General features: G+C 56.2%; 19 protein-coding genes and 1 tRNA gene. 11 read left to right on the forward strand and 9 right to left on the reverse strand.

The window, feature by feature from the left end; genetic code table 11:
* Positions 1 to 105 precede the first annotated feature (105 nt).
* The 4 genes from AKU79_RS11690 (at position 106) to AKU79_RS11705 (ending at position 2,757) form a co-directional block, all read left to right on the forward strand.
* The gene (locus tag AKU79_RS11690; protein WP_050523764.1) at positions 106 to 639 is read left to right on the forward strand and encodes a cold-shock protein; all 534 of its coding nucleotides are present in this window, start codon (positions 106 to 108) and stop codon (positions 637 to 639) included.
* Positions 636 to 1,112, forward strand: a complete 477-nt coding sequence (locus AKU79_RS11695) for a DUF192 domain-containing protein (protein ID WP_050523765.1) — start codon at positions 636 to 638, stop codon at positions 1,110 to 1,112. Before AKU79_RS11690 ends, AKU79_RS11695 begins: the two co-directional genes overlap by 4 nt.
* 74 nt (positions 1,113 to 1,186) lie before the next feature.
* Positions 1,187 to 1,263, forward strand: a tRNA-Pro gene (locus AKU79_RS11700).
* A gap of 453 nt (positions 1,264 to 1,716) precedes the next feature.
* Positions 1,717 to 2,757 (forward strand): sensor histidine kinase, encoded by a 1,041-nt coding sequence (locus AKU79_RS11705; protein ID WP_050523766.1) that lies wholly within the window; start codon positions 1,717 to 1,719, stop codon positions 2,755 to 2,757.
* Here AKU79_RS11705 and AKU79_RS11710 read toward each other — a convergent pair.
* The 3 genes from AKU79_RS11710 to mazG form a co-directional block, all read right to left on the reverse strand.
* The gene (locus AKU79_RS11710) at positions 2,744 to 3,685 is read right to left on the reverse strand and encodes a nucleoside hydrolase (RefSeq protein WP_050523767.1); all 942 of its coding nucleotides are present in this window, start codon (positions 3,683 to 3,685) and stop codon (positions 2,744 to 2,746) included. The genes AKU79_RS11705 and AKU79_RS11710 overlap by 14 nt on opposite strands.
* Positions 3,686 to 3,790: 105 nt before the next feature.
* A complete protein-coding gene (locus AKU79_RS11715) occupies positions 3,791 to 4,801 on the reverse strand; it encodes a Fe(3+) ABC transporter substrate-binding protein (protein WP_050523768.1) in 1,011 nt (336 codons plus the stop codon).
* A 116-nt stretch (positions 4,802 to 4,917) separates the two neighbouring features.
* The gene (mazG, locus tag AKU79_RS11720) at positions 4,918 to 5,787 is read right to left on the reverse strand and encodes a nucleoside triphosphate pyrophosphohydrolase (protein WP_156209683.1); all 870 of its coding nucleotides are present in this window, start codon (positions 5,785 to 5,787) and stop codon (positions 4,918 to 4,920) included.
* A 60-nt stretch (positions 5,788 to 5,847) separates the two neighbouring features.
* On the opposite strand from mazG, the gene AKU79_RS11725 reads away from it, so the two are divergent.
* The 7 genes from AKU79_RS11725 to AKU79_RS11755 all read left to right on the forward strand — a co-directional run bounded on the left by AKU79_RS11725 (position 5,848) and on the right by AKU79_RS11755 (position 13,261).
* Positions 5,848 to 7,011 carry a M20 aminoacylase family protein gene (locus tag AKU79_RS11725; protein ID WP_050523769.1) on the forward strand — a complete coding sequence of 388 codons (1,164 nt, stop codon included), beginning with the start codon at positions 5,848 to 5,850 and terminating at the stop codon, positions 7,009 to 7,011.
* Positions 7,012 to 7,309: 298 nt separating this feature from the next.
* Positions 7,310 to 8,707, forward strand: a complete 1,398-nt coding sequence (locus tag AKU79_RS11730) for an aminotransferase (protein ID WP_050523770.1) — start codon at positions 7,310 to 7,312, stop codon at positions 8,705 to 8,707.
* Positions 8,708 to 8,793: 86 nt separating this feature from the next.
* Complete coding sequence (speB, locus tag AKU79_RS11735) at positions 8,794 to 9,759, forward strand: agmatinase (RefSeq protein WP_050523771.1); 966 nt, start codon at positions 8,794 to 8,796, stop codon at positions 9,757 to 9,759.
* Positions 9,760 to 9,797: 38 nt separating this feature from the next.
* Positions 9,798 to 10,199, forward strand: a complete 402-nt coding sequence (locus AKU79_RS11740; protein ID WP_231580159.1) for a DUF1499 domain-containing protein — start codon at positions 9,798 to 9,800, stop codon at positions 10,197 to 10,199.
* A gap of 133 nt (positions 10,200 to 10,332) precedes the next feature.
* Entirely contained in the window at positions 10,333 to 11,385 is a 1,053-nt protein-coding gene (gene prfA, locus AKU79_RS11745; RefSeq protein WP_050523773.1) for a peptide chain release factor 1, read from the forward strand.
* Positions 11,382 to 12,224 carry a peptide chain release factor N(5)-glutamine methyltransferase gene (prmC, locus tag AKU79_RS11750; RefSeq protein WP_050523774.1) on the forward strand — a complete coding sequence of 281 codons (843 nt, stop codon included), beginning with the start codon at positions 11,382 to 11,384 and terminating at the stop codon, positions 12,222 to 12,224. Before prfA ends, prmC begins: the two co-directional genes overlap by 4 nt.
* 257 nt (positions 12,225 to 12,481) lie before the next feature.
* Positions 12,482 to 13,261: a DUF4167 domain-containing protein gene (locus AKU79_RS11755; protein ID WP_050523775.1), complete on the forward strand. Its 780-nt coding sequence runs from the start codon at positions 12,482 to 12,484 to the stop codon at positions 13,259 to 13,261.
* Between the two features lie 80 nt (positions 13,262 to 13,341).
* On the opposite strand, the gene rsmA is transcribed toward AKU79_RS11755, so the two are convergent.
* From rsmA to lptF, 6 genes are read right to left on the reverse strand one after another with little or no spacing between them, the layout of a single operon-like run.
* Positions 13,342 to 14,178 (reverse strand): 16S rRNA (adenine(1518)-N(6)/adenine(1519)-N(6))-dimethyltransferase RsmA, encoded by an 837-nt coding sequence (gene rsmA / locus AKU79_RS11760; protein ID WP_050523776.1) that lies wholly within the window; start codon positions 14,176 to 14,178, stop codon positions 13,342 to 13,344.
* Positions 14,178 to 15,158, reverse strand: coding sequence for a 4-hydroxythreonine-4-phosphate dehydrogenase PdxA (gene pdxA, locus AKU79_RS11765; RefSeq protein WP_050523777.1), 981 nt, complete (start codon positions 15,156 to 15,158; stop codon positions 14,178 to 14,180). The genes rsmA and pdxA overlap by 1 nt, the downstream gene beginning before the upstream one ends.
* Positions 15,159 to 15,161: 3 nt before the next feature.
* Positions 15,162 to 16,442 carry a peptidylprolyl isomerase gene (locus tag AKU79_RS11770; protein ID WP_050523778.1) on the reverse strand — a complete coding sequence of 427 codons (1,281 nt, stop codon included), beginning with the start codon at positions 16,440 to 16,442 and terminating at the stop codon, positions 15,162 to 15,164.
* 9 nt (positions 16,443 to 16,451) lie between these two features.
* Entirely contained in the window at positions 16,452 to 18,587 is a 2,136-nt protein-coding gene (locus AKU79_RS11775) for an LPS-assembly protein LptD (RefSeq protein ID WP_050523779.1), read from the reverse strand.
* Entirely contained in the window at positions 18,587 to 19,681 is a 1,095-nt protein-coding gene (gene lptG / locus AKU79_RS11780; RefSeq protein ID WP_050523780.1) for an LPS export ABC transporter permease LptG, read from the reverse strand. Before lptG ends, AKU79_RS11775 begins: the two co-directional genes overlap by 1 nt.
* A complete protein-coding gene (lptF, locus tag AKU79_RS11785) occupies positions 19,678 to 20,823 on the reverse strand; it encodes an LPS export ABC transporter permease LptF (RefSeq protein WP_050523906.1) in 1,146 nt (381 codons plus the stop codon). The genes lptG and lptF overlap by 4 nt, the downstream gene beginning before the upstream one ends.
* Positions 20,824 to 20,986: the final 163 nt, after the last annotated feature.

Here is a 20,986-nt window from a genome sequence, read left to right on the forward strand (position 1 = left end):
AGCGCGAATTTGACTGTGCATGAATGTTGGAAAATGGCCTTGATCAACGCGGTCACTTCTAACAAAACGGGGCTTTAAGGCTAAATCTGGGGAAAAGGCCTGAGTATGGAAGAAGATGAAAAGCCTGTGGAGGTACTTCACGGACGCGTTAAATGGTTTGATCCGGTAAAAGGGTTTGGCTTTATTCTGTCGGAAGAGACAGGGGCCGATGTCTTGCTGCACGCCAATGTGCTGCGAAATTTCGGGCAAAGCACAGTCGCTGATGGCGCTGAAATCATTGTAAATGTTCAACACACCCAGCGTGGCGTTCAAGCCGTTGAAGTCCTGTCGATCACACCACCCGAGGGGACCGGGTTTGTGATGGCAACCGAAGGTAACAGCTTTACCGCCGAGGAAATTGCGGCCTGTCCGTTGGAACCTGCACGCGTCAAGTGGTTCGACAAGGGCAAGGGATTTGGCTTTGCCAATGTATTTGGCCGCGCCGAAGATGTTTTTGTGCATGTCGAGGTTTTACGGATGTCAGGGTTTGCAGACTTGGCAGCCGGCGAAGCAATTTGTCTGCGGATACTTGAAGGCAAACGCGGCCGCATGGCGGCACAGGTGCTTGCGTGGGATGCCTCGCTCAAGGCCCCAAAATGACCCGGTTGGCGCTGGTACTTGGCATGATCTTGGCATCGCCTATCGCAGGTTGGGCGGGGTGCGCGCCCGATCAGTTGGAATTGAAGATGACAAATGGCAGCGTCGCCAGATTCTCGGTCGAGATTGCGGATGATCCGAAAGAACGGTCAAAAGGTCTGATGTTTCGTGAGCATATGGCGACATCTGCCGGAATGGTTTTTTTCTATGAGCGTCCGCAGCATGCTGTGTTCTGGATGAAGAACACGTTGATTCCCTTGGATATGATTTTTGCCGATTCGTCCGGGCTGGTAAAACATGTGCACAGCAATGCCGTGCCGCATGATGAGACGGGAATCGACGGTGGTCCCGATGTTCTGGCGATCCTTGAAATCAATGGCGGCTTGGCAAAAAAGCTTGGAATTACCGAAGGTGCAGTGATGCGCCACCCGGATTTCAAACAATCTTCAGCTTCTTGGGCCTGTGACGCGCAATAGGTCTTTTCATTCCGGAATGCTTTCTGTAGGAAGCGCGCATGATCGGTTTTCACTGAAGGCCGAAGTTGAAAAGTCGGGGCGTAGCGCAGTCTGGTAGCGCGCCAGTTTTGGGAACTGGATGTCGTAGGTTCGAATCCTATCGCCCCGACCATTTCAAAGTTTAGCCCGCTAAAGGGTATTTATCAGACGATTTATGTGGCGTGGCGGGAAATCCGCAGTCTGATTGGCTATAGCCAGCAGTGGTGCGGGCAGTCATGCTTTTGTGCCTGAATTCAAGGATTTGGGGGGCGTTGCCCCCCTCGGTGCGATGCACCTCACCCCCCAGGATATTTACGGATAGATGATTTAGTTGGAATGGCGAGGCAAAAGGCCGGCCAGCCAGACGGTTGCTTATTGTTGCGGTTGTTCTGCTCTGCGGGGTACGCTTTGCTGAGGGCAGATTGGCAATAGCTCGCAGGTTGCGAGATATTTATGGGGCGTTACAAATTGCACATATTTAGCCTTTAAACTTGCAGATGTTCATCCCTTGCGCCAGTGACCGTTCATGCCCGAACAGCGATTGTGGCAGCAGTGTAGGCCAGGAAAAACGATAGAAAGATTTGCAATGGAAATGCCGTCTGCGCCAATGATTCTTGAGGGCATTCCGATGCCAGCTTTGCTGATCGCAAAGGATGGTCGGATTGCTGCGGTGAACGGGGCGGCACGGGGCGCGATGGGCGATGACCTGTTGGGGCGGCTCTATTTGATGGCTTTTCGTCAGCCTGCAATGGCAGATTGTATTGAGGCGGCGTTGCGTAAAGATGTGGCTGCCGTGACCAGATATGTTCGCCAAGTTGGCGCGGCCGAACAGATTTTTCGGGTGACGGTGACGCCGGTTCCTTCTGGTGCAATGTGCGCATTTGAAGATGTCAGCGCGCAAGAGGAGGTAGGCCAGCTGCGGCGGGATTTCGTGGCCAATGTCAGCCACGAGTTGCGCACGCCTTTGACTGCACTAATGGGCTTTATCGAAACGTTACAAGGTGCTGCCCGCGACGATGCGGCTGCAAGAGATCGATTCCTTGCCGTTATGGGGCGCGAGGCCGGGCGGATGAACCGCCTAGTCGGGGATTTGCTGTCGCTTAGCCGTGTCGAAGCACAAGAGCGTGTGCGCCCTACACAATCGATCGATATTTCACAGCTTTTGGTGCGGGTGATTTGTGATCTGCGCCCCGTGCAACTGGCCGCGCGGGTCAAGGTTGAGCTTTCCAACGCGCCAAATATCATGGTGCGGGCCGATGCTGACCAAATGGTGCAGGTTCTGACCAATCTGATTGAAAACGCGATCAAATATGGTGGCAGCGACAAGGTGGTTCATGTGGTTCTGCGCCGCGAACAGCGCGATCCGGTTTTGCGCAGCAGTGCGGTGCAAATTGATGTGATAGACCAAGGCGAGGGCATCGATGCGATCCATCTGCCGCGCCTGACAGAACGGTTTTATCGGGTGGATGCGCATCGTTCGCGCGAAAAAGGTGGTACCGGGTTGGGGCTGGCAATCGTCAAACACATCATCAACCGGCACCGTGGGCGGTTGATGATTGCCAGTGAAAAAGGCGTCGGCAGTACATTCAGCATCGTGTTGCCCGATGATGCGGTTACAGTCGGCTGATCCGTTCGGTCAGCAATGCAAAGAAGCCGTCTGCATCGACATCTCCGATAAACAGGGCGTTTGGTGCGCGGTCGGTTACGCCCCACCAATCCGCCACAGTCATCCCCAAGGTCAGCTCGGAGGTGGTTTCAATTTCGACGTTGATTTTGCGGCCGGTGAACAGTTCTGGCTGCAAAAGCCAAGCGATTACGCAAGGGTCATGCAATGGCGCACCTTCCGAGCCATATTTTTCCTTGTCGAAGCGTTCAAAGAAATCAGTCCATTCAGCAACCATGCGCCCAGCCTCGGTGCCCATGTCGCGAAAGGCCTGAACCCGAGGTTTGGTGGTCAGCACCTTATGGGTCACGTCAAGCGGCAACACGGTAATAGAGATGCCGGATTTGAACACAATATCAGCGGCTTCGGGGTCAACGTATATATTGAATTCGGCAGCAGGCGTGATGTTGCCCACCTCAAAATAGGCGCCGCCCATCAAGACAATTTCGGCGATCTTTGGCGCAATATCAGGCGCGCGTTGCAGGGCACAGGCAATATTGGTCAGCGGCCCAAGCGGACATAGCGTGACAGCTCCTGAAGGTTCGGATCGTAGGGTTTCAATAATAAAATCAACAGCATGTTGGCTTTGCAATGCCATCTGGGGCGTAGGTAGTTGCGGGCCATCAAGCCCGGTTTTGCCGTGAACATGTTCGGCTGTTACCAGTTTGCGTTTCAGGGGGGCATCGCAGCCTGCAAAAACCTTAACATCCGGTTTTCCCGCCAATTCGCACACAATCCGCGCGTTTTTGGCAGTCAGTGGCAAGGGAACATTGCCGGCCACGGCAGTTACGCCCAAAACCTCAAGCTCATCAGGGCTGGCAAGGGCAAGCAATATGGCAACAGCATCGTCCTGGCCTGGGTCTGTGTCGATGATAATCTTGCGCGGTGCCATAGCTCTTTCCTTTGTCGTTCAGGCAAGCAAAGCCGAAGCAAAGGGATTTGTCCATCCGATAAAAAACGGAGGCACGAGACCTCCGTTCAATTCGTATTTTTCGCTTCAACCGTCGAAGTTGATCTCTTCCATGATGCGCAGCGCTACCGGGCGTTCTTTTGCCACCGCTGCAAGATCAAGGCTGTCAGGCGTGAAATCCCCCCAGCTTTGGACGAGTTCCGACCGAGGAACGCCTGGCTTTACTGGAAACTCGTAGTTGGTTTCGGCATAAATCTTTTGCGCATGATCGCCGGTAAGCCATTCCATGAACTTCAGGGCAGCGGCCTTGTTCGGGGCTGATTTGGTCATCGCGACGCCAGAAATATTCATATGGGTGCCATCGCCTTCAAAGACCGGGAAATCCACGCGCACAGCATTGGCCCAATCTTTTTGCTCGGGGTCATTTACCATTTGACCCATGTAATAGGTGTTGCCGATGGCAATATCGCATTCGCCGGCCCAAATCGCTTTTGCCTGATCGCGGTCACCGCCTGCGGGTTTGCGTGCGAGGTTCGCCTTCAACCCTTCGGCCCATGTTTTCGCATAGGCTTCGCCATGATGCGCGATCATGGCCCCCAGCAGTGCCACGTTGTAGTCATTCGTGCCGGAACGCGAACACAGCCGCCCTTTCCATTTTTCCGAGGCAAGATCTTCGTAGGTGGTAATTTCGCCCGGTGCGACCCTGTCTTTTGAGGCATAGATAATGCGCGCACGCGAGGTAAGGCCAAACCATTCGTTTCCGGCATCGCGGAAATTGGAAGGGATGTTGGCGTTAAGAACGTCAGATTCCACGGCCTGCGTCACACCTGCATCCACAATCTGCGTCAACCGTGCGATGTCGACAGTCAAAACCAGATCGGCAGGGCTACGGCTGCCTTCCGCCACGAGGCGTTCAGCCATGCCTTTGTCAACAAACGCAATATTGACGTCGATTCCGGTCTCGGCCGTAAACGCATCGGCCAAAGGTTGGATCAACTCTGGCTGGCGGTGGGAATAGACATTCACCTCTTCTGCTACAGCGGGCAGGGCGGCGGTGCCAAGGGCGAGAACGGCAAGTGTGGATATGCGAAGTGACATTGTTGACCTCTTTAGTCGGAATTGTTGCCCTCCTTAAACCTGAGTCTTTCACTTTGGTCAATACCTGACTGATAAGCTCGGGAAAAAATCGTACCGCTTCATCTTGGTATAAATACCTAATCCCGCCGCAGGCCCCCATGCTCGGCATTGGCCACTTTCTCCTCGGCTTTGGCGCGATCCCATAGGGCATCCATTTCCGCCAAATTGCTTGTGGCAGGTGTTTTCCCCAACTCTTCTAAACAATCCTCAATTCTGGCAAAACGGCGCGTGAACTTTTCATTGGCCGCGCGTAAAGCGGCTTCGGGATCAATAGACATATGCCGCGCGAGGTTGGCCATAACGAACAGCAAATCGCCAAATTCCTCGGCCTGTTCCGCCGCGCTTAAAGAATCGCGTGCCTCGACCAATTCGCGCGATTCCTCGATGATCTTGTCCAAAACCTGATCGGTTGACGGCCAGTCAAACCCGACCCGCGCCGCCCGTTTTTGCAATTTCACAGCGCGCGTCAGCGCAGGCAGCCCCAGCGCAACACCATCAAGAACGCGGGCGGGCCCCCGCTCGGCAGCTTTCAGGCGCTCCCAATCGCGGGTTTGCTGTTCGGCGCTTTTATCGCGCGACTCTTCACCAAACACATGCGGGTGACGCGCCACCATCTTATCGGCTATTGCTTTGGTAATGCTGTTAAAATCAAACAATCCTGCCTCTTGCCCGATACGCGCGTGATAGACGGATTGCAGCAGCAGGTCACCCAGCTCGCCTTCCAGTTCGCCCCAGGCCTTGCGCTCGATCGCATCGGCGACCTCATAGGCCTCTTCAATCGTATAGGGTGCGATCGTGGCAAAGTTTTGCTCTATATCCCAAGGGCAGCCGCTGTCAGGGTCGCGCAACCGTGCCATAATTTCCAAAAGCCGCGGCAGCCCGCCTTGTGGGTTGGCGATCAACGCGTCGCTATCATTGCGAGACAGTGGGTTGGTGCTGGGGGCCATTGCGGTTCCTATCGAATTGGCGTCAAGTAGCGGGCAAAGTTTTGACTCTAGGAGTAGCCCATGCCCGTCGTGAATGCCATTGCCGGATATGCAGAAGAGATGAAAGGCTGGCGCAGGCATTTGCATCAGCACCCGGAACTGCGGTTTGATTGTGTTAGGACAGCCGCCTTTATCGCCAACCGTTTGCGCGAATTCGGCGTGGACGAATTGCATGAAGGCATCGCTACCAGTGGTATTGTTGCAATCATTAACGGCCAAGGTGCGGGTCCTACGATTGGCCTGCGCGCCGACATGGATGCCTTGCCGATTACCGAGGCAACAGGCGTCGAATATGCTTCTACTGTTCCAGGGCGGATGCATGCTTGTGGCCATGATGGCCATGTGACGATGCTTTTGGGCGCCGCGAAATATTTGTGTGAAACCCGCCGCTTTACCGGCCGAGTTGCCCTGCTGTTTCAACCGGCCGAGGAAGATGGCGGCGGCGGCGAGGTGATGGTGCAAGAGGGCGTGATGGATCGTTTCGACATCACACAAGTTTACGGCATTCATAACGCGCCGGGCGTGCCTTTCGGCCATTTCGTCACCACGCCGGGGCCGCTGATGGCCTCGGTTGATACCGCCGTGGTGAAGGTCACAGGCAAGGGCGGGCACGGCGCTACGCCGCATGTCTGTGTTGATCCTGTCGTGGCCATTGTCGGCATGGTGCAGGCAATCCAAACCATTATCCCGCGCAATGTTTACGCGCTGGATGAGGCGGTGATTTCTGTCACGCAAATCCACACGGGCTCGGCCAGCAATATCATTCCCGAAGATGGCTGGTTCTGCGCCACGATTCGTTGTTTCAAACCCGATGTCCGAGAGCTGCTCAAACGCCGTTTTTATGAGATCGTCGAAGGCCATGCCGTCGCATACGGTGTCACAGCCGCGATTGACTATGATTGGGGCTATCCCGCCACCATCAATCACGCCGCACAAGCCGGTTTCGCTGCCGATGTCGCCGCCGAGATTTCCGGCGCCAATGCTGTTGAGGCTGACGGACCGCGCGAGATGGGGTCGGAAGATTTCAGTTATATGCTCGAGGCGCGGCCAGGGGCCTATTTGTTCATGGGTATCGGCGATGGGGCAGGGCTGCACCATCCGGCCTATAATTTCAATGACGCGGCCGCGCCCGTTGGGGCCAGTTTCTTTGCGCGCCTTGTCGAGCGCGCACAGCCTTTGCCCTAACAGGTGGTCGCAGGTTTTTCTCTTTGAAAAACCTGCCATGCCCAACCTTGAGGCGACGGTGCGGGGGCCTTGCGCCCCACAGCGTTAACGAATGGCGGGAGAGCCCCTTTACCTGCGCCGAATCGCAGATTTTTGGATCACCCCCAGAACACTCTCCATGGATCGCCAGAATCAACCATTAGACCACCATATCTAGGTGACCGCAGCGTATAGCGTCGCGGCACGGTTCCTGACCGCCTAGTCAAAATATGATCAAAATGCTAGTCTTCTGACGGATCGCAAAGCGCAGGAACACCCTATGACCCAGAATAACGGCCCAACGCCCTCGGACCTTTGGCAAATGGACCATGATCATTCGCTGCACCCTTGGGCAAACTTCGGCCCGTTTGAAAAGGACGGCTCGTTGATCATGGCGCGGGGCGAGGGCTGTTATTTGTGGGACGCCGAGGGTCGGCGCTATTTTGATGCGGTCGGTGGCATGTGGTGCACCAATATCGGGCTTGGCCGTGCGGAAATGGGCCAGGCGATGGCCGATCAGGCCATTCAGCTTGGCTTTGCCAACAGCTTTGTTGATATGGCCAATGCCCCTTCGGCAATGCTCGGGGCCAAGCTTGCCAGCCTCGCACCGGGCGATCTGAACCGCGTGCATTTCACCACCGGCGGCTCTACCGCCATCGACACCGCATACCGAATGGTCCATTATTATCAAACCTGTATGGGCCGCCCCGATAAGACGCAAGTGATTGCCCGCAACTACAGCTATCACGGATCCACCTATATCAGCCAAAGCATCAGCAAGCGTCCCGGCGACCGTGTGGCGCAGTTTCGCTATAAAGAAAACGGCATCCACCATGTCAGCGCGCCTAATTTCTATCGCGCGCCCGACGGCATGGATGAGGCCGCGTTCTGTGACCATCTGGTTGCCGAATTCATTGCCAAGATTGACGAGATTGGTGCCGAAAATATTGGCGGTTTCTTTGCCGAACCGATTCAGGCTTCGGGCGGCGTTATCGTGCCACCCGCAGGCTATCTGCCGCGCATGGCCGCAATCTGTGCCCAGCATGACATCCTGTTTATCGCGGATGAGGTCGTCACCGCTTTTGGCCGCACCGGCCATTGGTTTGCCAGCCTCGATCAGTTCGGTATCCAGCCCGATATGATCACATGTGCCAAAGGTCTGACATCCGGCTACATCCCACTGGGCGCGCTCATTTTTTCTGATCGTATCTGGGCGGCGATGGCTGCGGATGGCGGGCGCTGGTTTACCTCGGGTTTCACCTATTCCGGCCATCCGGTATCCTGCGCCGCTGCCTTGAAAAATATCGAGATCATGGAGCGTGAGGATCTGTTGGGCAATGCGACCCGTGTCGGTACCTATTTTGAGACCCGCATGGCCGAGTTAATGGCCCTGCCGATGGTCGGCGATGTGCGGGGCAGCAAGCTGATGGTTTGCGTGGAAAATGTCGCTGACAAAGCCCGCAAAACCCTGCTGCCGGACGCGCTGGATGTTGGCAAACGTATCTCGGATACTGCCGAGACAATGGGCTTGATGGTGCGCCCAATGGGGCATTTGAACGTCATGTCACCCCCGCTTACAATTACCGAAACAGAAGTCGATTTCGTTGCCGAAATCCTCGCGAAGTCCATCCGACAGGTTGCTGACGCGCTAACCAAAGAGGGCGTGCGTCTGGCTTGACAGCGCATATGGTTTGCCCCTTTCTGCACATTCCGGATTTTTGGCGTCTCCGGTAACTGAACGACGCTTTGCATATGGGGAACAGCATGGCGTTAGAAGATGCAAAGAATGAAGTTGATGGGGCGTTCACGCGTCAAGGTCTGCGCGGGCTCGCGTTTGAGAATGCGTTTGCGGGGGCGACCTCGTTTCTGCGCCGCCGCTATACCAAAGACCTGACAGGCGTCGATCTGGCGATCACCGGTGTGCCGTTTGACCAAGCCGTCACCCACCGCACCGGCACCCGTTTCGGCCCCCGCGCCATACGCGAGGCCAGCGCTTTGCAGCCCTTTGACCCGCCCTATGGTTGGCCCACCAACCCGCTGAAAGATATGGCGATTATCGATTACGGCGATGTCGCGTTTGACTATGCGCATACACCCAGCTTTCCGGGCCTGCTGACCGAACATATCCGCACCATCCTTAAGGCTGGGCCGGGTACAGTGACGCTGGGTGGCGATCACTTCATCACCTTGCCCATTCTGCGGGCCTATGCCGAAAAATACGGGCCGATGTCGGTTATCCATTTCGATGCCCATTCCGACTTGTGGCAAGATGATGATATGGATCGTATCGACCACGGCACCTTTTTCTATAAAGCGGTGAAAACGGGAATTATCGATCCCAAAACCTCGGTGCAAATCGGCATCCGTACTCATTGCGATGACTATTTGGGCGTTGAATACATCGACGCGCGCACCGTCCACGAAAAAGGCTGCGCCTATGTCGTGGCCCGTGCCAAGGAAATCGTCGGCCAAAACCCGACCTACGTGACCTTTGATATCGATTGCCTCGATCCGTCTGCTGCACCCGGAACAGGCACACCCGTCTGGGGCGGTCTGCAAACCTGGCAAGCCGCTGCCTGCCTGCGTGATCTGGCCGGTATCAACATGGTCGGCGGCGATATTGTCGAGGTTTCACCCGCTTACGACACGACCGGCGCTACCGCTATCGCCGGCGCCCATGTCGCGCATGAGCTGATTTGCCTTTACCACTGGGCGCATCACCGCAAATGAAGGCACAGATTATTATTGCGACTTCAGCTTTTGTTCTCATGGCCGTGATTAGCTCTGGGGCCTATATTCGCTTTGCCCCATCCGATGTCGCCCGTTGGCATGAAAATCCCTTTCAAGCCTTTGATTGGAATAGCAGCAGCGAATGGGGCCAAGTAATTGCGCAATCCAACGGCGCCGTGCTGCGATTGCCCGAACAGGCCGGGCTTTTGGCGCGGCTTGATGCTGTTGCGATGGCCGACCCTTACACCACCCGCTTTGCAGGCGGCGTAGATCAAGGCCGTATCACTTGGGTGACGCGGTCCGCGCTTTGGGGTTTTCCCGATTACACCACCGCGCAAATCGAGGCGGGTGGCCTCTATATTCACGCCCGTCTGCGCTTTGGCAAATCTGATTTTGGCGTAAACTCTGCCCGTCTTAACGATTGGCTCGCCAAACTCTGACGGCTTCATCTTGGAAAAAATACCTTACGGTGGCGGCGGCCAGTTCAACATTGGTTCAAGAACCCGCTGACGCTGGGTATACCCCTGTTGCCAGTCGCTTGACGCGGCTTCGTTCATAGGACAAACCGTTCAAATGGTCCCACTTGATACCCTTGCCCAGATCACCCAACGTTTCGAGTTTATCGAGGCGAAGCTGTCGTCTGGCGCGCCGCCCGCCGAAATTGCCAAGCTCAGCCGTGAATACGGCGATCTAAAGCCGGTTGTCACTGAAATCGATGCCTATCGCCGCGCACTGGATGACTTGGCCGAGGCCGAGATCATGCTGACCGACCCCGAAATGCGCCGACTGGCCGAAGAGGAAATCCCAGAGCTTAAATCCCGCATCGAGGAAATGGAAACCGCCTTGCAGCTGGCGCTCTTGCCCAAGGATGCCGCCGACGCACGGCCTGCGATCCTGGAAATCCGCCCCGGGACTGGCGGCGATGAGGCAGCGCTATTTGCCGGTGACTTGCTGAACATGTACCGCCGCTATGCCGAAAACCGTGGCTGGACGTTTGAGATCCTTGAGCTTCAGGAAAGCGATCTGGGCGGCATACGTGAGTTGACGGCCCATATCCAAGGCGAGGGCGTGTTTGCCCGCATGAAATACGAATCTGGCGTGCACCGCGTTCAGCGTGTGCCGGAAACCGAAAGTGGTGGACGGGTGCATACTTCGGCGGCGACAGTGGCTGTGCTGCCCGAAGCCGAAGAGGTTGATATCGACATCCCTGCCTCGGACATCCGGATTGATACCATGCGTGCGAGCGGGGCAGGCGGCCAGCACGTCAACACAACAGATTCGGCGGTGCGCATCACACACCTGCCCACCGGCATTATCGTGGTCTCGGCGATGAAATCGCAGCACCAGAACCGTGTCGCCGCCATGCAGGTTTTGCGTGCAAGGTTGTTTGAAGCAGAGCGTGAGCGCGTTGACGCTGAACGCTCGGCCAATCGCAAAAGCCAGGTCGGCTCGGGCGACCGATCAGAGCGCATCCGTACCTATAACTTTCCGCAAGGCCGGATGACCGATCATCGCATTAACCTGACGCTATATTCGTTGGGGCAAATTATGGGCGGCGATCTGGATGCAGTGATTGACGCGCTGATTTCTGACGATCAGGCGCGCAAACTGGCCGAGATGCAATGACGACCTTACTGGCGGCGCGGCGGGATGCTGTGGCCCGTTTGGCGGCGGCAGGGGTGCCTGATGCTGCGCAGGATGTCGCTGTACTACTGGCGCATGCCTTGGGCTGCGATCGGGCAGCTTTGGCGCTACGTTCACCGCAAGAGGCGCTGCGTACGGACCAGCTTGCGCGGCTGGAACAGGCAGTTGTTGCACGCGCCACCCGTCAACCGATCAGCCAGATCACTGGTGCGCGGTTGTTTTGGGGGCGGTCTTTCACCGTGACTTCGGATGTGCTGGACCCTCGTCCCGAAACCGAAACCCTGATTGCCGAGGCGCTTGGTGTTCCCTTTGGTTCGGTGCTTGATTTGGGCACGGGGTCGGGTTGTATCTTGGTCACATTGCTGGCGGAACGGCCGGATGCCCTCGGTTTAGGTGTTGATCTGTCACGCGCGGCCTTAAAGGTTGCGCAGAGCAATCAGCAAAGGCTGCTGCCGCAACGCCAAGTCAATTGGGCGCAGGGCAGTTGGTTTGAACCGGTGCAAGGACAATTTGACCTGATCGTTTCAAACCCGCCCTATATTACGGCCGACGAAATGGCCGACCTTTCTGCCGAAGTACGCGATTGGGAACCCCATTTGGCGCTGACCCCCGGCGGTGACGGTTTGGCACCTTACCGCGTCATTGCGGCCGGTGCAGCGGCATTTTTATCCGTGGGGGGCTGGCTGATGGTGGAAATCGGGCCGCGCCAAGGGGCCGCGGTCGCAGATCTTTTCACGGCAGGCGGCTTTTCAAATGTCACCTGCATGCGCGATCTTGATGGGCGTGACAGGGTGATCAAAGGTCAGTATTTGGGCAAGTGATGCGGGTTTTACACATCAAAATCGCAATAAATCGCCTGATTTATGGGGATAACCGCTGCAATTACCGATTTTGACTTGTCACGTCTTCCAACCCGTGGTTAGACAATAGCTGTGTAGGGGAATGCCCCGGGTTCGCTCGGTTCTCATGCTTGCACGCAATGCCAAAATTTTTGATGCGCCCGGATATGGGCATGACGTGTCTTTCCTAGACCGCCGGCGCAAAGTCAAAGCCAGAGAGTTCTGGATAAAAGGACAAGATGAGATCTTCCAAGTCCCGCTCGCGTTCGAAATCGAACCGCCCGCGCACCCTCGGCAATATCACCAACCGTGTCTTCGACAGCTCCGGCCCCGAAGGCAAAGTGCGTGGTACGCCGCAGCAAATTATCGAAAAATATAATCAACTGTCGCGTGATGCGCAGCTGTCGAATGATCGGGTGAATGCCGAGAACTTCCTGCAGCATGCCGAGCATTACACGCGCATGTTGGCTGAAGCGCAGCGTGAAATGCAGGCTGAGCAAGAAGCGCGTCGCCTGCAGGACAGCCAGAATCAGCAAAACAATCAGAATCAGCAGAACAACCAGAACCAGCAGCGCGACCGTCAACAAGATCGCGGCGACAGCCCGCAGCCTGAAATGCGCGAAGATCGCAATGACGGGCGCCGCGACGACAGAAACGACGCTCGCAACGATAATCGACGCGAGGCCCGCAACGATGGGCGCAATGACAACCGGCGTGACAGAAATTCTGTGCGCTCTGATGAGGCGACTGATGCGCCTGATGTGATCGAAGCCTCGGGCGACGAAAGTGAAACGGGGTTGGTTGAAACGCCTGAATCGCGTCGCCCACCTCGTCACCGCGCACCGCGGCCAAAGCATGATGCCGAAGCGGCCAGCGGGCAACCTGTCGAAAATGTTGTCGCTGGGGCCACCGCAGATCAGGCAAAGCCCGCACGAAAACCACGGGCACCGCGCAAGCCAAAGCCCGAGTCGGATGCGCCAAAAAAGTCGGATCATAGCGGCGATCAAGCGGCTGAGTGATGTTACAATATTAATCGAAAAGCCGGGGCGTTGCTCCGGCTTTTTGTGTATCTGCGGTGTGGTTGCGCTACAGGCCGGGCCTAAGCATACCCGAGCGATAATGCGCAGAACTTTTCAAGCGAGATTTCTTCGGCACGTGCTGTAGGGGCGATGCCCACGGCCTCTAACCGCGCTTCAATATCCGGTCCCATCGCCTTCAGGCTAGAACGCAGCATCTTGCGGCGCTGGTTGAACCCCATCGCGGTAAGCCGTGACAGCATCGGCCCATTGGCCGGAAAGCGCGGCTGTTCCAGCCGAGTAAGATGCACCACAGCAGAATGGACTTTGGGCGCGGGGCTAAAGGCCTCGGGCGGCAGGGTCAGCACGATTTTGGGCTCTGTCCGCCATTGCGCCAGCAGTGCAAGCCGCCCATATGCTTTGTCACCGGGTTTGGCGACAATACGTTGTGCCACTTCTTTTTGGAACATCAGGGTCAGGCTGCTCCAAAACGGAGGCCATTCGTCGGGCGACAGCCAGCGCACCAGCAATTCGGTGCCGATATTATAGGGTAGGTTGGCAATCACCCGTACAGGTGGCGTCAGATGCGCGGCGATATCTACGGTCAGGGCATCGGCATTCAGCACCTCTAACCGGCCGGGATAGGCGGCAGCGATTTCGGCAAGCGCAGGCATGCAGCGTGCGTCTTTTTCCACAGCCAGCACGCGGCGCGCGCCTTCGGCCAACAATCCGCGCGTCAGCCCGCCGGGGCCGGGGCCAACCTCAAGCACATCACATTGTGTCAGATCGCCCGCCGAGCGCGCGATTTTCGATGTAAGGTTCAGGTCGAGCAAAAAGTTCTGGCCCAGCTGCTTTTTTGCCACCAGTTCATGCGTGCGGATAACCTGTGCAAGGCTGGGAAGCCCGTCGATAGCGGCCATTAAACTACCCCTCGGGCGGTTGCCATGTCATGTGCCATGCGCAACGCGGCGATCAGGCTGGTTGGGTCTGCGATGCCGCGCCCCGCAATGTCAAAGGCGGTGCCGTGATCGGGCGAAGTGCGAATGAATGGCAGGCCGAGCGTCAGGTTGACACCGCCCGCAAAATCAATGGTCTTGATCGGGATAAGTGCTTGGTCGTGATACATGCACACCGCCACATCATAGCCCGCGCGGGCGGTGGCGTGAAACATGGTATCGGCGGGCAGGGGGCCAGTGATTTGCATGCCTTCAGCGCGCAAACGATCGAGAACAGGCGAAATCAGGGTCTTTTCCTCATGCCCCATTGCACCGCCTTCGCCCGCATGGGGGTTTAACCCTGCCACGGCAATGCGCGGACTTTGTAGGCCGAAATCTTGCATCAGTCCGCGATGGGTGATGCGCAAGGTTTGCTCCAGCGCCTCGGCCGTCAGTGCTGCGGGCACTTCCGAGATAGGAATATGAATGGTTACAGGCACCACACGCAGCTGCGGGCAGGCCAGCATCATCACCACACGCTCTACCCCGCCCAAAGAAGCCAGATATTCCGTGTGGCCGGGAAAGGCAAAACCTGCACCATCCTTTAGCGCCTTTTTGTGGATCGGCGCAGTGCAAAGGCTTGAGGCCGCGCCAGCCTGAACCAACCCAACTGCGCGGGCGATTACGGTGATTACATCGGCAGCATGTTCGGGCTTGGCACTGCCTGCAGTGGCGGGGCTGGCAAAGGGATGAGGTAAGACGGCAAGGCTATTTGCCCCGGCAACCGCCTGTGCGGGGTGGTCAATCAGGTGATAATCCGCACCCGCAGGCAGATGCCGCGGGTCGCCGATCCAGAAAAACGGCAGCTCTGCGCCCAAGATTTTGTGCGCAGAGATAGCGATTTCAGGGCCAATGCCGGCAGGCTCGCCGCAAGTCAGGGCGATAGGCTTGGGTGCCAGCGGCATGGATCAGGGTTCGCGGATGATGGCGTTAAAGCGCATCTCTTCAAGGTAGCTTTGCGATTTGGCGGCAAGCTGTTGGTTCAGCAGACGGTCACGAACCTCGTCACGCGTCGGTTGGACCTCTTGTTCAGGGGTGCGCGAACACAGCATCAAGAATACATGCGCCGTACCGCTTGGGTAATCAACGCTCTCGCCCGGATCAAGCGGTGCAAGCGCACGTCCGATATTGGTGGGCAACTCCGACGCAGTCTTGGTTTCGCGGATCAGTCGTTCGGCTGGCTGGCCTTTGGCGACTGTGTAAAGGTCATCACATGTATCGACTTTTGCACGGATGGCAGCAGCCGCCGCAGCACCATTGGCAGCAGGCAAGCTGTACTGCGCATAATCTACGCTAATCGATTTCAGGTTTTGGCCCTTCATTTCCTCTAGCCCGCGCAACTGGAACAGGCCAACAGCCCCGCCCATTGCCACAGGTTGCGAAACTTCACCAGGGGCAAGCCCCAGAATAACCGGCGCAAGCGCTGCGGGCAGGTTGGCAAGCGGCATCCAGTCAATGCGGCCCCCCTGTGCAGCCGTTGCCGAGGCCGAATATTTCCGAGCGGCCGAAGCAAAACCACCTTCGGAACTGATCTGAGAGCGCAGACGTGTGGCCTGCGCCATAACAGCCTCTTCCTGACCGGCGGGTGCAGGAATAACCAATTCTGAAATCAGAATGCGCAATGCCGCAGCACCATCGCCCATCGCAATCGCACGATCAATTTCGGCCTCGGAAACGCTTACTTTGCCGATAAACTTTTCGCGCGCAACAAGGCGCCAAAGCAACCCTGCCTCAACAAAGTCGCGGAAGGTTTCGGGTGATACACCCGCTTGCCCCAAAGCTTCGACAAACTGATCTGCCGTCAAATTTGCACGGCTTGCAAATTCTTCCATCCCGGCTTTGATTTGCTCGGGCGTCACCGACAGCTTCAGGCTCTTGGCGGTTGACATGCGCAGCCGGTCCTCAATGAGGGCCTTGATAGCGGCTTTTTCCAAATCGCCGGGCGTGCGAAACAGCTTAAGCATTTGAAGCCGCTGCTGGACCTCAAATTCTGTGATGGCGCTGTCGTTCACGTAAAGACGTGGCGCAAACAGGTTTTGGGCTTGCAGGGGGGCAGCACCAAGCAAAAGGGTGCTGAAGGCGAGGGCAAAGCTTAGAGGGCGGATCATCGATTTCTTCTCTTGGCAAGGATCGTTCAGCCTTTCGGCGGTGATCTGGTCAACCTGTGGTACTCTGATGGTCGGGGTCATGGCAACACCTTAACCGCTACATGCGGCAGCAGGGCCGCCTTTGGCTTTGCCGCCAAAGCCTAAAAGATCGACCGACAGGCCGAAACTGGTGCTTGCACTGACACTGCTGGACGATGTGAACTGTCGCGAAAGCGTCATATCAACTTTCAGGCATTCATTGCGAAAGGCAAGATTTAGGCCGGCCGCGGCTGCGCGATCGGCAACAAAGTCATAGCGAGCATTCATGTTCGCCTCCCAGCTCGGGTTAAGTTGGTAACGGCCGGCGAGGCTGAGCTCGGACACAGGATCGTCGCGGCTTTCTGTCTCATCGGCCAACAAGCGCATATAGGTTGACGACAGTCCATAGGTTCCGCGGTCAAATGCCATGCGCATTTCGCCTTTGGTCAGTTTGAAATTAGGATCAAACACCAACCGGTTGGTCAGTGATAGGCCATTGGCGATTGAAAGCCGCGAGGCCGCCAGCCAATCGGATTGGGTGCCTCGCAAGCCCGACAAATTGCTGAATTGAAGGTTGTTCGACGACCGCAAAACCCGCCCGACCATCAGCCCGAGCGACCAGCCCGCCGGATCATAGCGCGTGTAGCCAAGGCCGATATTGGCATAGGGGCCAATTTCGATTTCATCGGCACCGGGAAAGCGGCTCATTGAAAAGAGGCTGCTTTCATCGAATTCAACCAATGTGCTGTCTTCGTTGGGGATATTGCTGCTGCTTTGGTCGGCGTAGACCAGCTGCACGACTGGCTCGATCACATGGCTGACACCGTTTTGCGCGGCGCGCACCCAAGGCCAGCGCAGCTCTACGCCGGCACCACCAGCGCCCCGAAAACTGTCGCCCGCATAAACCGCGTCCTCACGGATTTTGTAGAAATCACCGTCGATCTCGGTCATAGCGGCGGCTAGCACGCCGCCCGGCAAAACCCAGTTGCGCCGCCAATCGGCGGTCATCGACAGGCGCGCCACATCGCGGCCATCACTGATCGTGTCACCGTCGCTATCGGTCGCAATGTTTGAGCTGCGGTAGTGGCTGTGCGTCTGGAGTTTGAACCCGCCTTCGCCACCAATCGTGCCCGGTGAAAACCGGCGCTGATAGGTTACATCTGTAACGATAGACGGCAAAGTGCTGTTCACATCGCCATCGCGAATAGAGCGGTAGTTGACGAGTTTGCCCGAAATATATTCGTTGCGCCGCGTACGGGTCACTTCAACCCAGCTTTCGAGGCGGTCGGCCGAGGAAATACTGTAATCCGACAGATAACTCTTATCCGAAATTACGATACCCGAGAAGGAAAGTGTGAAGTCACGTGGCAAGTTAAAACTGCCCAAAGCCGTCAAATATCCACGGGTTTCACCGGGTTTCAGCTGATCCTCGGACAGCGCGCCTGTCATCTCGATCCGGCCTGTGTCAAAGGCTTGGCGATAGCGCAATGCAACCGAACGGGCGTTGTTGCTGGAAATAAAAGGGGTTACCGTCAGGTCTTTGCTGTCGCCGATCCGGATGAAATAGGGCACCTTCACGCCAAACCCCAGACCGCTGTTGGTGCTATAGGATGGCGCCAGAAACCCTGTTTGGCGTTTTAGTGTCGGGTCGGGAATACGCAGGCGCGGCACCCAGAATACCGGCACACCGGCCACGCGAAAGGTTGCGTTTTCAAAAAAGATCTGCCGTTCCTGCCGGTCATGAACGACGCGTTTTGCCCGTATTTCCCACAACGGGGTAGGGTTGCTAGCACAGACTTTGCATGAAGACGCAACAGTGTTGGACAAGCTGGTATAGCGTCCGCCAATCCGCATCATTTCAGACGCGGCCATCTGCAACTGTTGGTCAAGCACCAACCGGGCACTATGCAAAATCCCGTCCGAGAAATTGGATGTAAGCTCGGCCTGATCGGCAAGCACGATAGTGCCACTGTCATCAGTCAGCACAATAGGGCCGGAAATCAGCAGGCGGTCTGCGCCACGATCATAAGTGATGCTGGAGGCTTTCAGCCGCTTGCCATTTTGGAAAATTTCAACATTCCCCTGGGCCACAAGGGTATCATTCCCTGCAATAGAGACGCTATCTGCCGCCAGCGAGGCAAGCTCTTGCGCACGCAGTGGTGCGGCCATCAGAACCAATAGACAGGTGAGCCTTAAAACCAGACGCATCAACCGTCCTCCAAGTGTAATAATAGTCCAAGCGCCATAAAGATCGCAGCGACAGGGGGGGTCCATGCCGCAAGATATACAGGGATTTGCCCGTTTTCCCCAAGTACCTGTGCAAAATTTCGCAAGAAAAAGATAGCAAAACCACCCGACAATGCAAATAGCACCCGTTGTCCGGTTTGCCCGAACCGCGCATGACGCATTGTAAAGCCGGCCGCCACAAGCACCATTGCCGACAGCAGCAAAGGCAAAGCAAGTTCCATCTGCAACCAAACGCGATAGGACCGTGCGGAAAAGCCGGCCAATTCCAAATTGGCAATAAATTCGGGCAGCGCCCAGATTGGAACCGCAGAAGGCGTGCCGAAACTGTCCTGAATTCGGTCGCGCGTCAGGTCGGACGCGATCAGCGAAGAGGCCTTTCGTTCGGATGTGACCTCAGGATTGGGCGCGGTCAGATCCCAATACTTGGAATTCGTCAGCTTCCATGCACCCGAAACCAATTCGGCCTCTTCGGCTTCGACGCGTTGGGTCGGGATACCAAACGTATCAAAGATTAGAAAACTTACACCGAACAGGCGTGTGCCATCAGAATTGGCCCGCAAGGCCTGAATGACGGTTTGTCCGTCGGCCCCACCTTGACGAAGCCAAAGCCCATTGCCACTGATCGACAAGACACTTTCGGCCCCGCGCGTCATATGAGTCAAAAATTGATCGTATTGCTTAGAGGTCGCCGCCACCAAAGGGTTTAAAACGGCCACGGCAAAGGCACCCAAAAGAAACGCTGCAACCACTGGCGCCAGCAAAAAACGCAGGCCAGAGCGACCGGAAGCACGCACCACAACCAACTCGCTGCTTTTCGCCAAGGCCAAAAACAACGCGATCGACGCCAAGATGAAAATAAGCGGCAAAATCAGGTATAGTGTTGCAGGCACATTCAACAGTGCCAAAGTCGCAGCATCCGCAAGTGAAATGGTTTGGCCGGAAAAACGACGCAATTGTTCAACCATTTCGGTTAGCATCAAGATGCCAAAAAAGATGGCAAAAACTTGCGCAACAACTTTCACAAAACGATAAACAAAATATAGGCTTAGGGTCATGCCATTGCCCCTTCGCTGCTTTTGGGCCCTGGGCCTGCAGCGTGGCGGCGGCGCGGGCGTTGCGCTATCCACAGCATCGCAACCGAGGCCAAAATACCGCTGATCGGTGCGACATAAACGAAAAACCAACCATTGCTCACACGGTTCGAGGCCGAAAAACCTGCGTTGTTAATCATCTGAACTATGATCAGTAAAACCACTGCGCCCAGAATTTGACGCCACAAGCCAAAGCGGCTGAACGCCCCCAAAAGCAGCGCCGCAAAGCCGATGAGCGAGGTTGCAAGTGCCAGAAATGGTTGCGCTATTCGGGCGTGGCCTTCGGATAAAAGCGCGGCCTTTGGGCTACCAACCTCTTTCAAGACAGCAGGCGTGGGGAACAAAAGTTCGGTTGTTGACAGCTCATCCATCGAACGTACCGGAGTTTCGTTGGAAACGAGCAGCCCGCCTAAATCATAGGTGAAATCGGAAAAATGTGTCACAGAGAGCCGGTTTTTTGCGGCGTCATAGGACTGGCTCATGCCGTCGAACATGATCAACTTGGGCTCGATGTCGCCACGAACCAAAAGCGCCCGCTGCGCGGTGTAGGTTGTTGAACTTTTTGCATCCCGGTCATCGACCAAAAAAACGTCATGCAATTCGCCCTTGTCGCTGATTTCGCGAATATAGAAGGCGATGCCATTTGTCGGGTGCATGAACGTGCCTTCGACCAGCAATCGCGCTGTAAGGTTGGCACTGATCTCGGCGGTTCGGGCGCTCAGAACCGTGCGGCTGGCAGGCACGATTACGTTATAGAGCAAAACCAGCATCACCGTAACCGCGAGGCCAAAATACATGACAGGGCGCGCCAACCGAAAAGCCGAAAAACCAGTAGCTTGCATCACCACCAACTCGCCATCCTGCGTCAGCCGGTTGGTTGTATAAACCGCCGCTGCAAAGGCCGAAACAGGCAGTACGACGCGGATTACATTTGGCAGCGTCAAAAGCGATATTTCAAGGAAAACCAGTGCTGATTGCCCATCGCCAATAATTTGGTCAAACAGGCCGACGGCGCGGTTTACCCAGTAGATCAATACCAGAATTAGGGAGAAAAACCCAAAAAGCGCAAGAAATTGTGACAGTAGATATCTGTCGAATCTGGACACGCGCTTTTCCTTTACCTGAAACCTGACCCAACCTAGCGGATTTTTCTGCTGGTTAAAACTCATATAACAGCGGATTTCAGGCACTGATCGGCAAAAACCGGCCAGTGAGGTAGCACAAGGTCGGGTCTGGTAAACCTGATGGTCAAAGGCTAGGCTTTCGCAC

It is taken from the genome of Pseudorhodobacter wandonensis, from assembly GCF_001202035.1.
GTDB lineage: Bacteria > Pseudomonadota > Alphaproteobacteria > Rhodobacterales > Rhodobacteraceae > Pseudorhodobacter > Pseudorhodobacter wandonensis.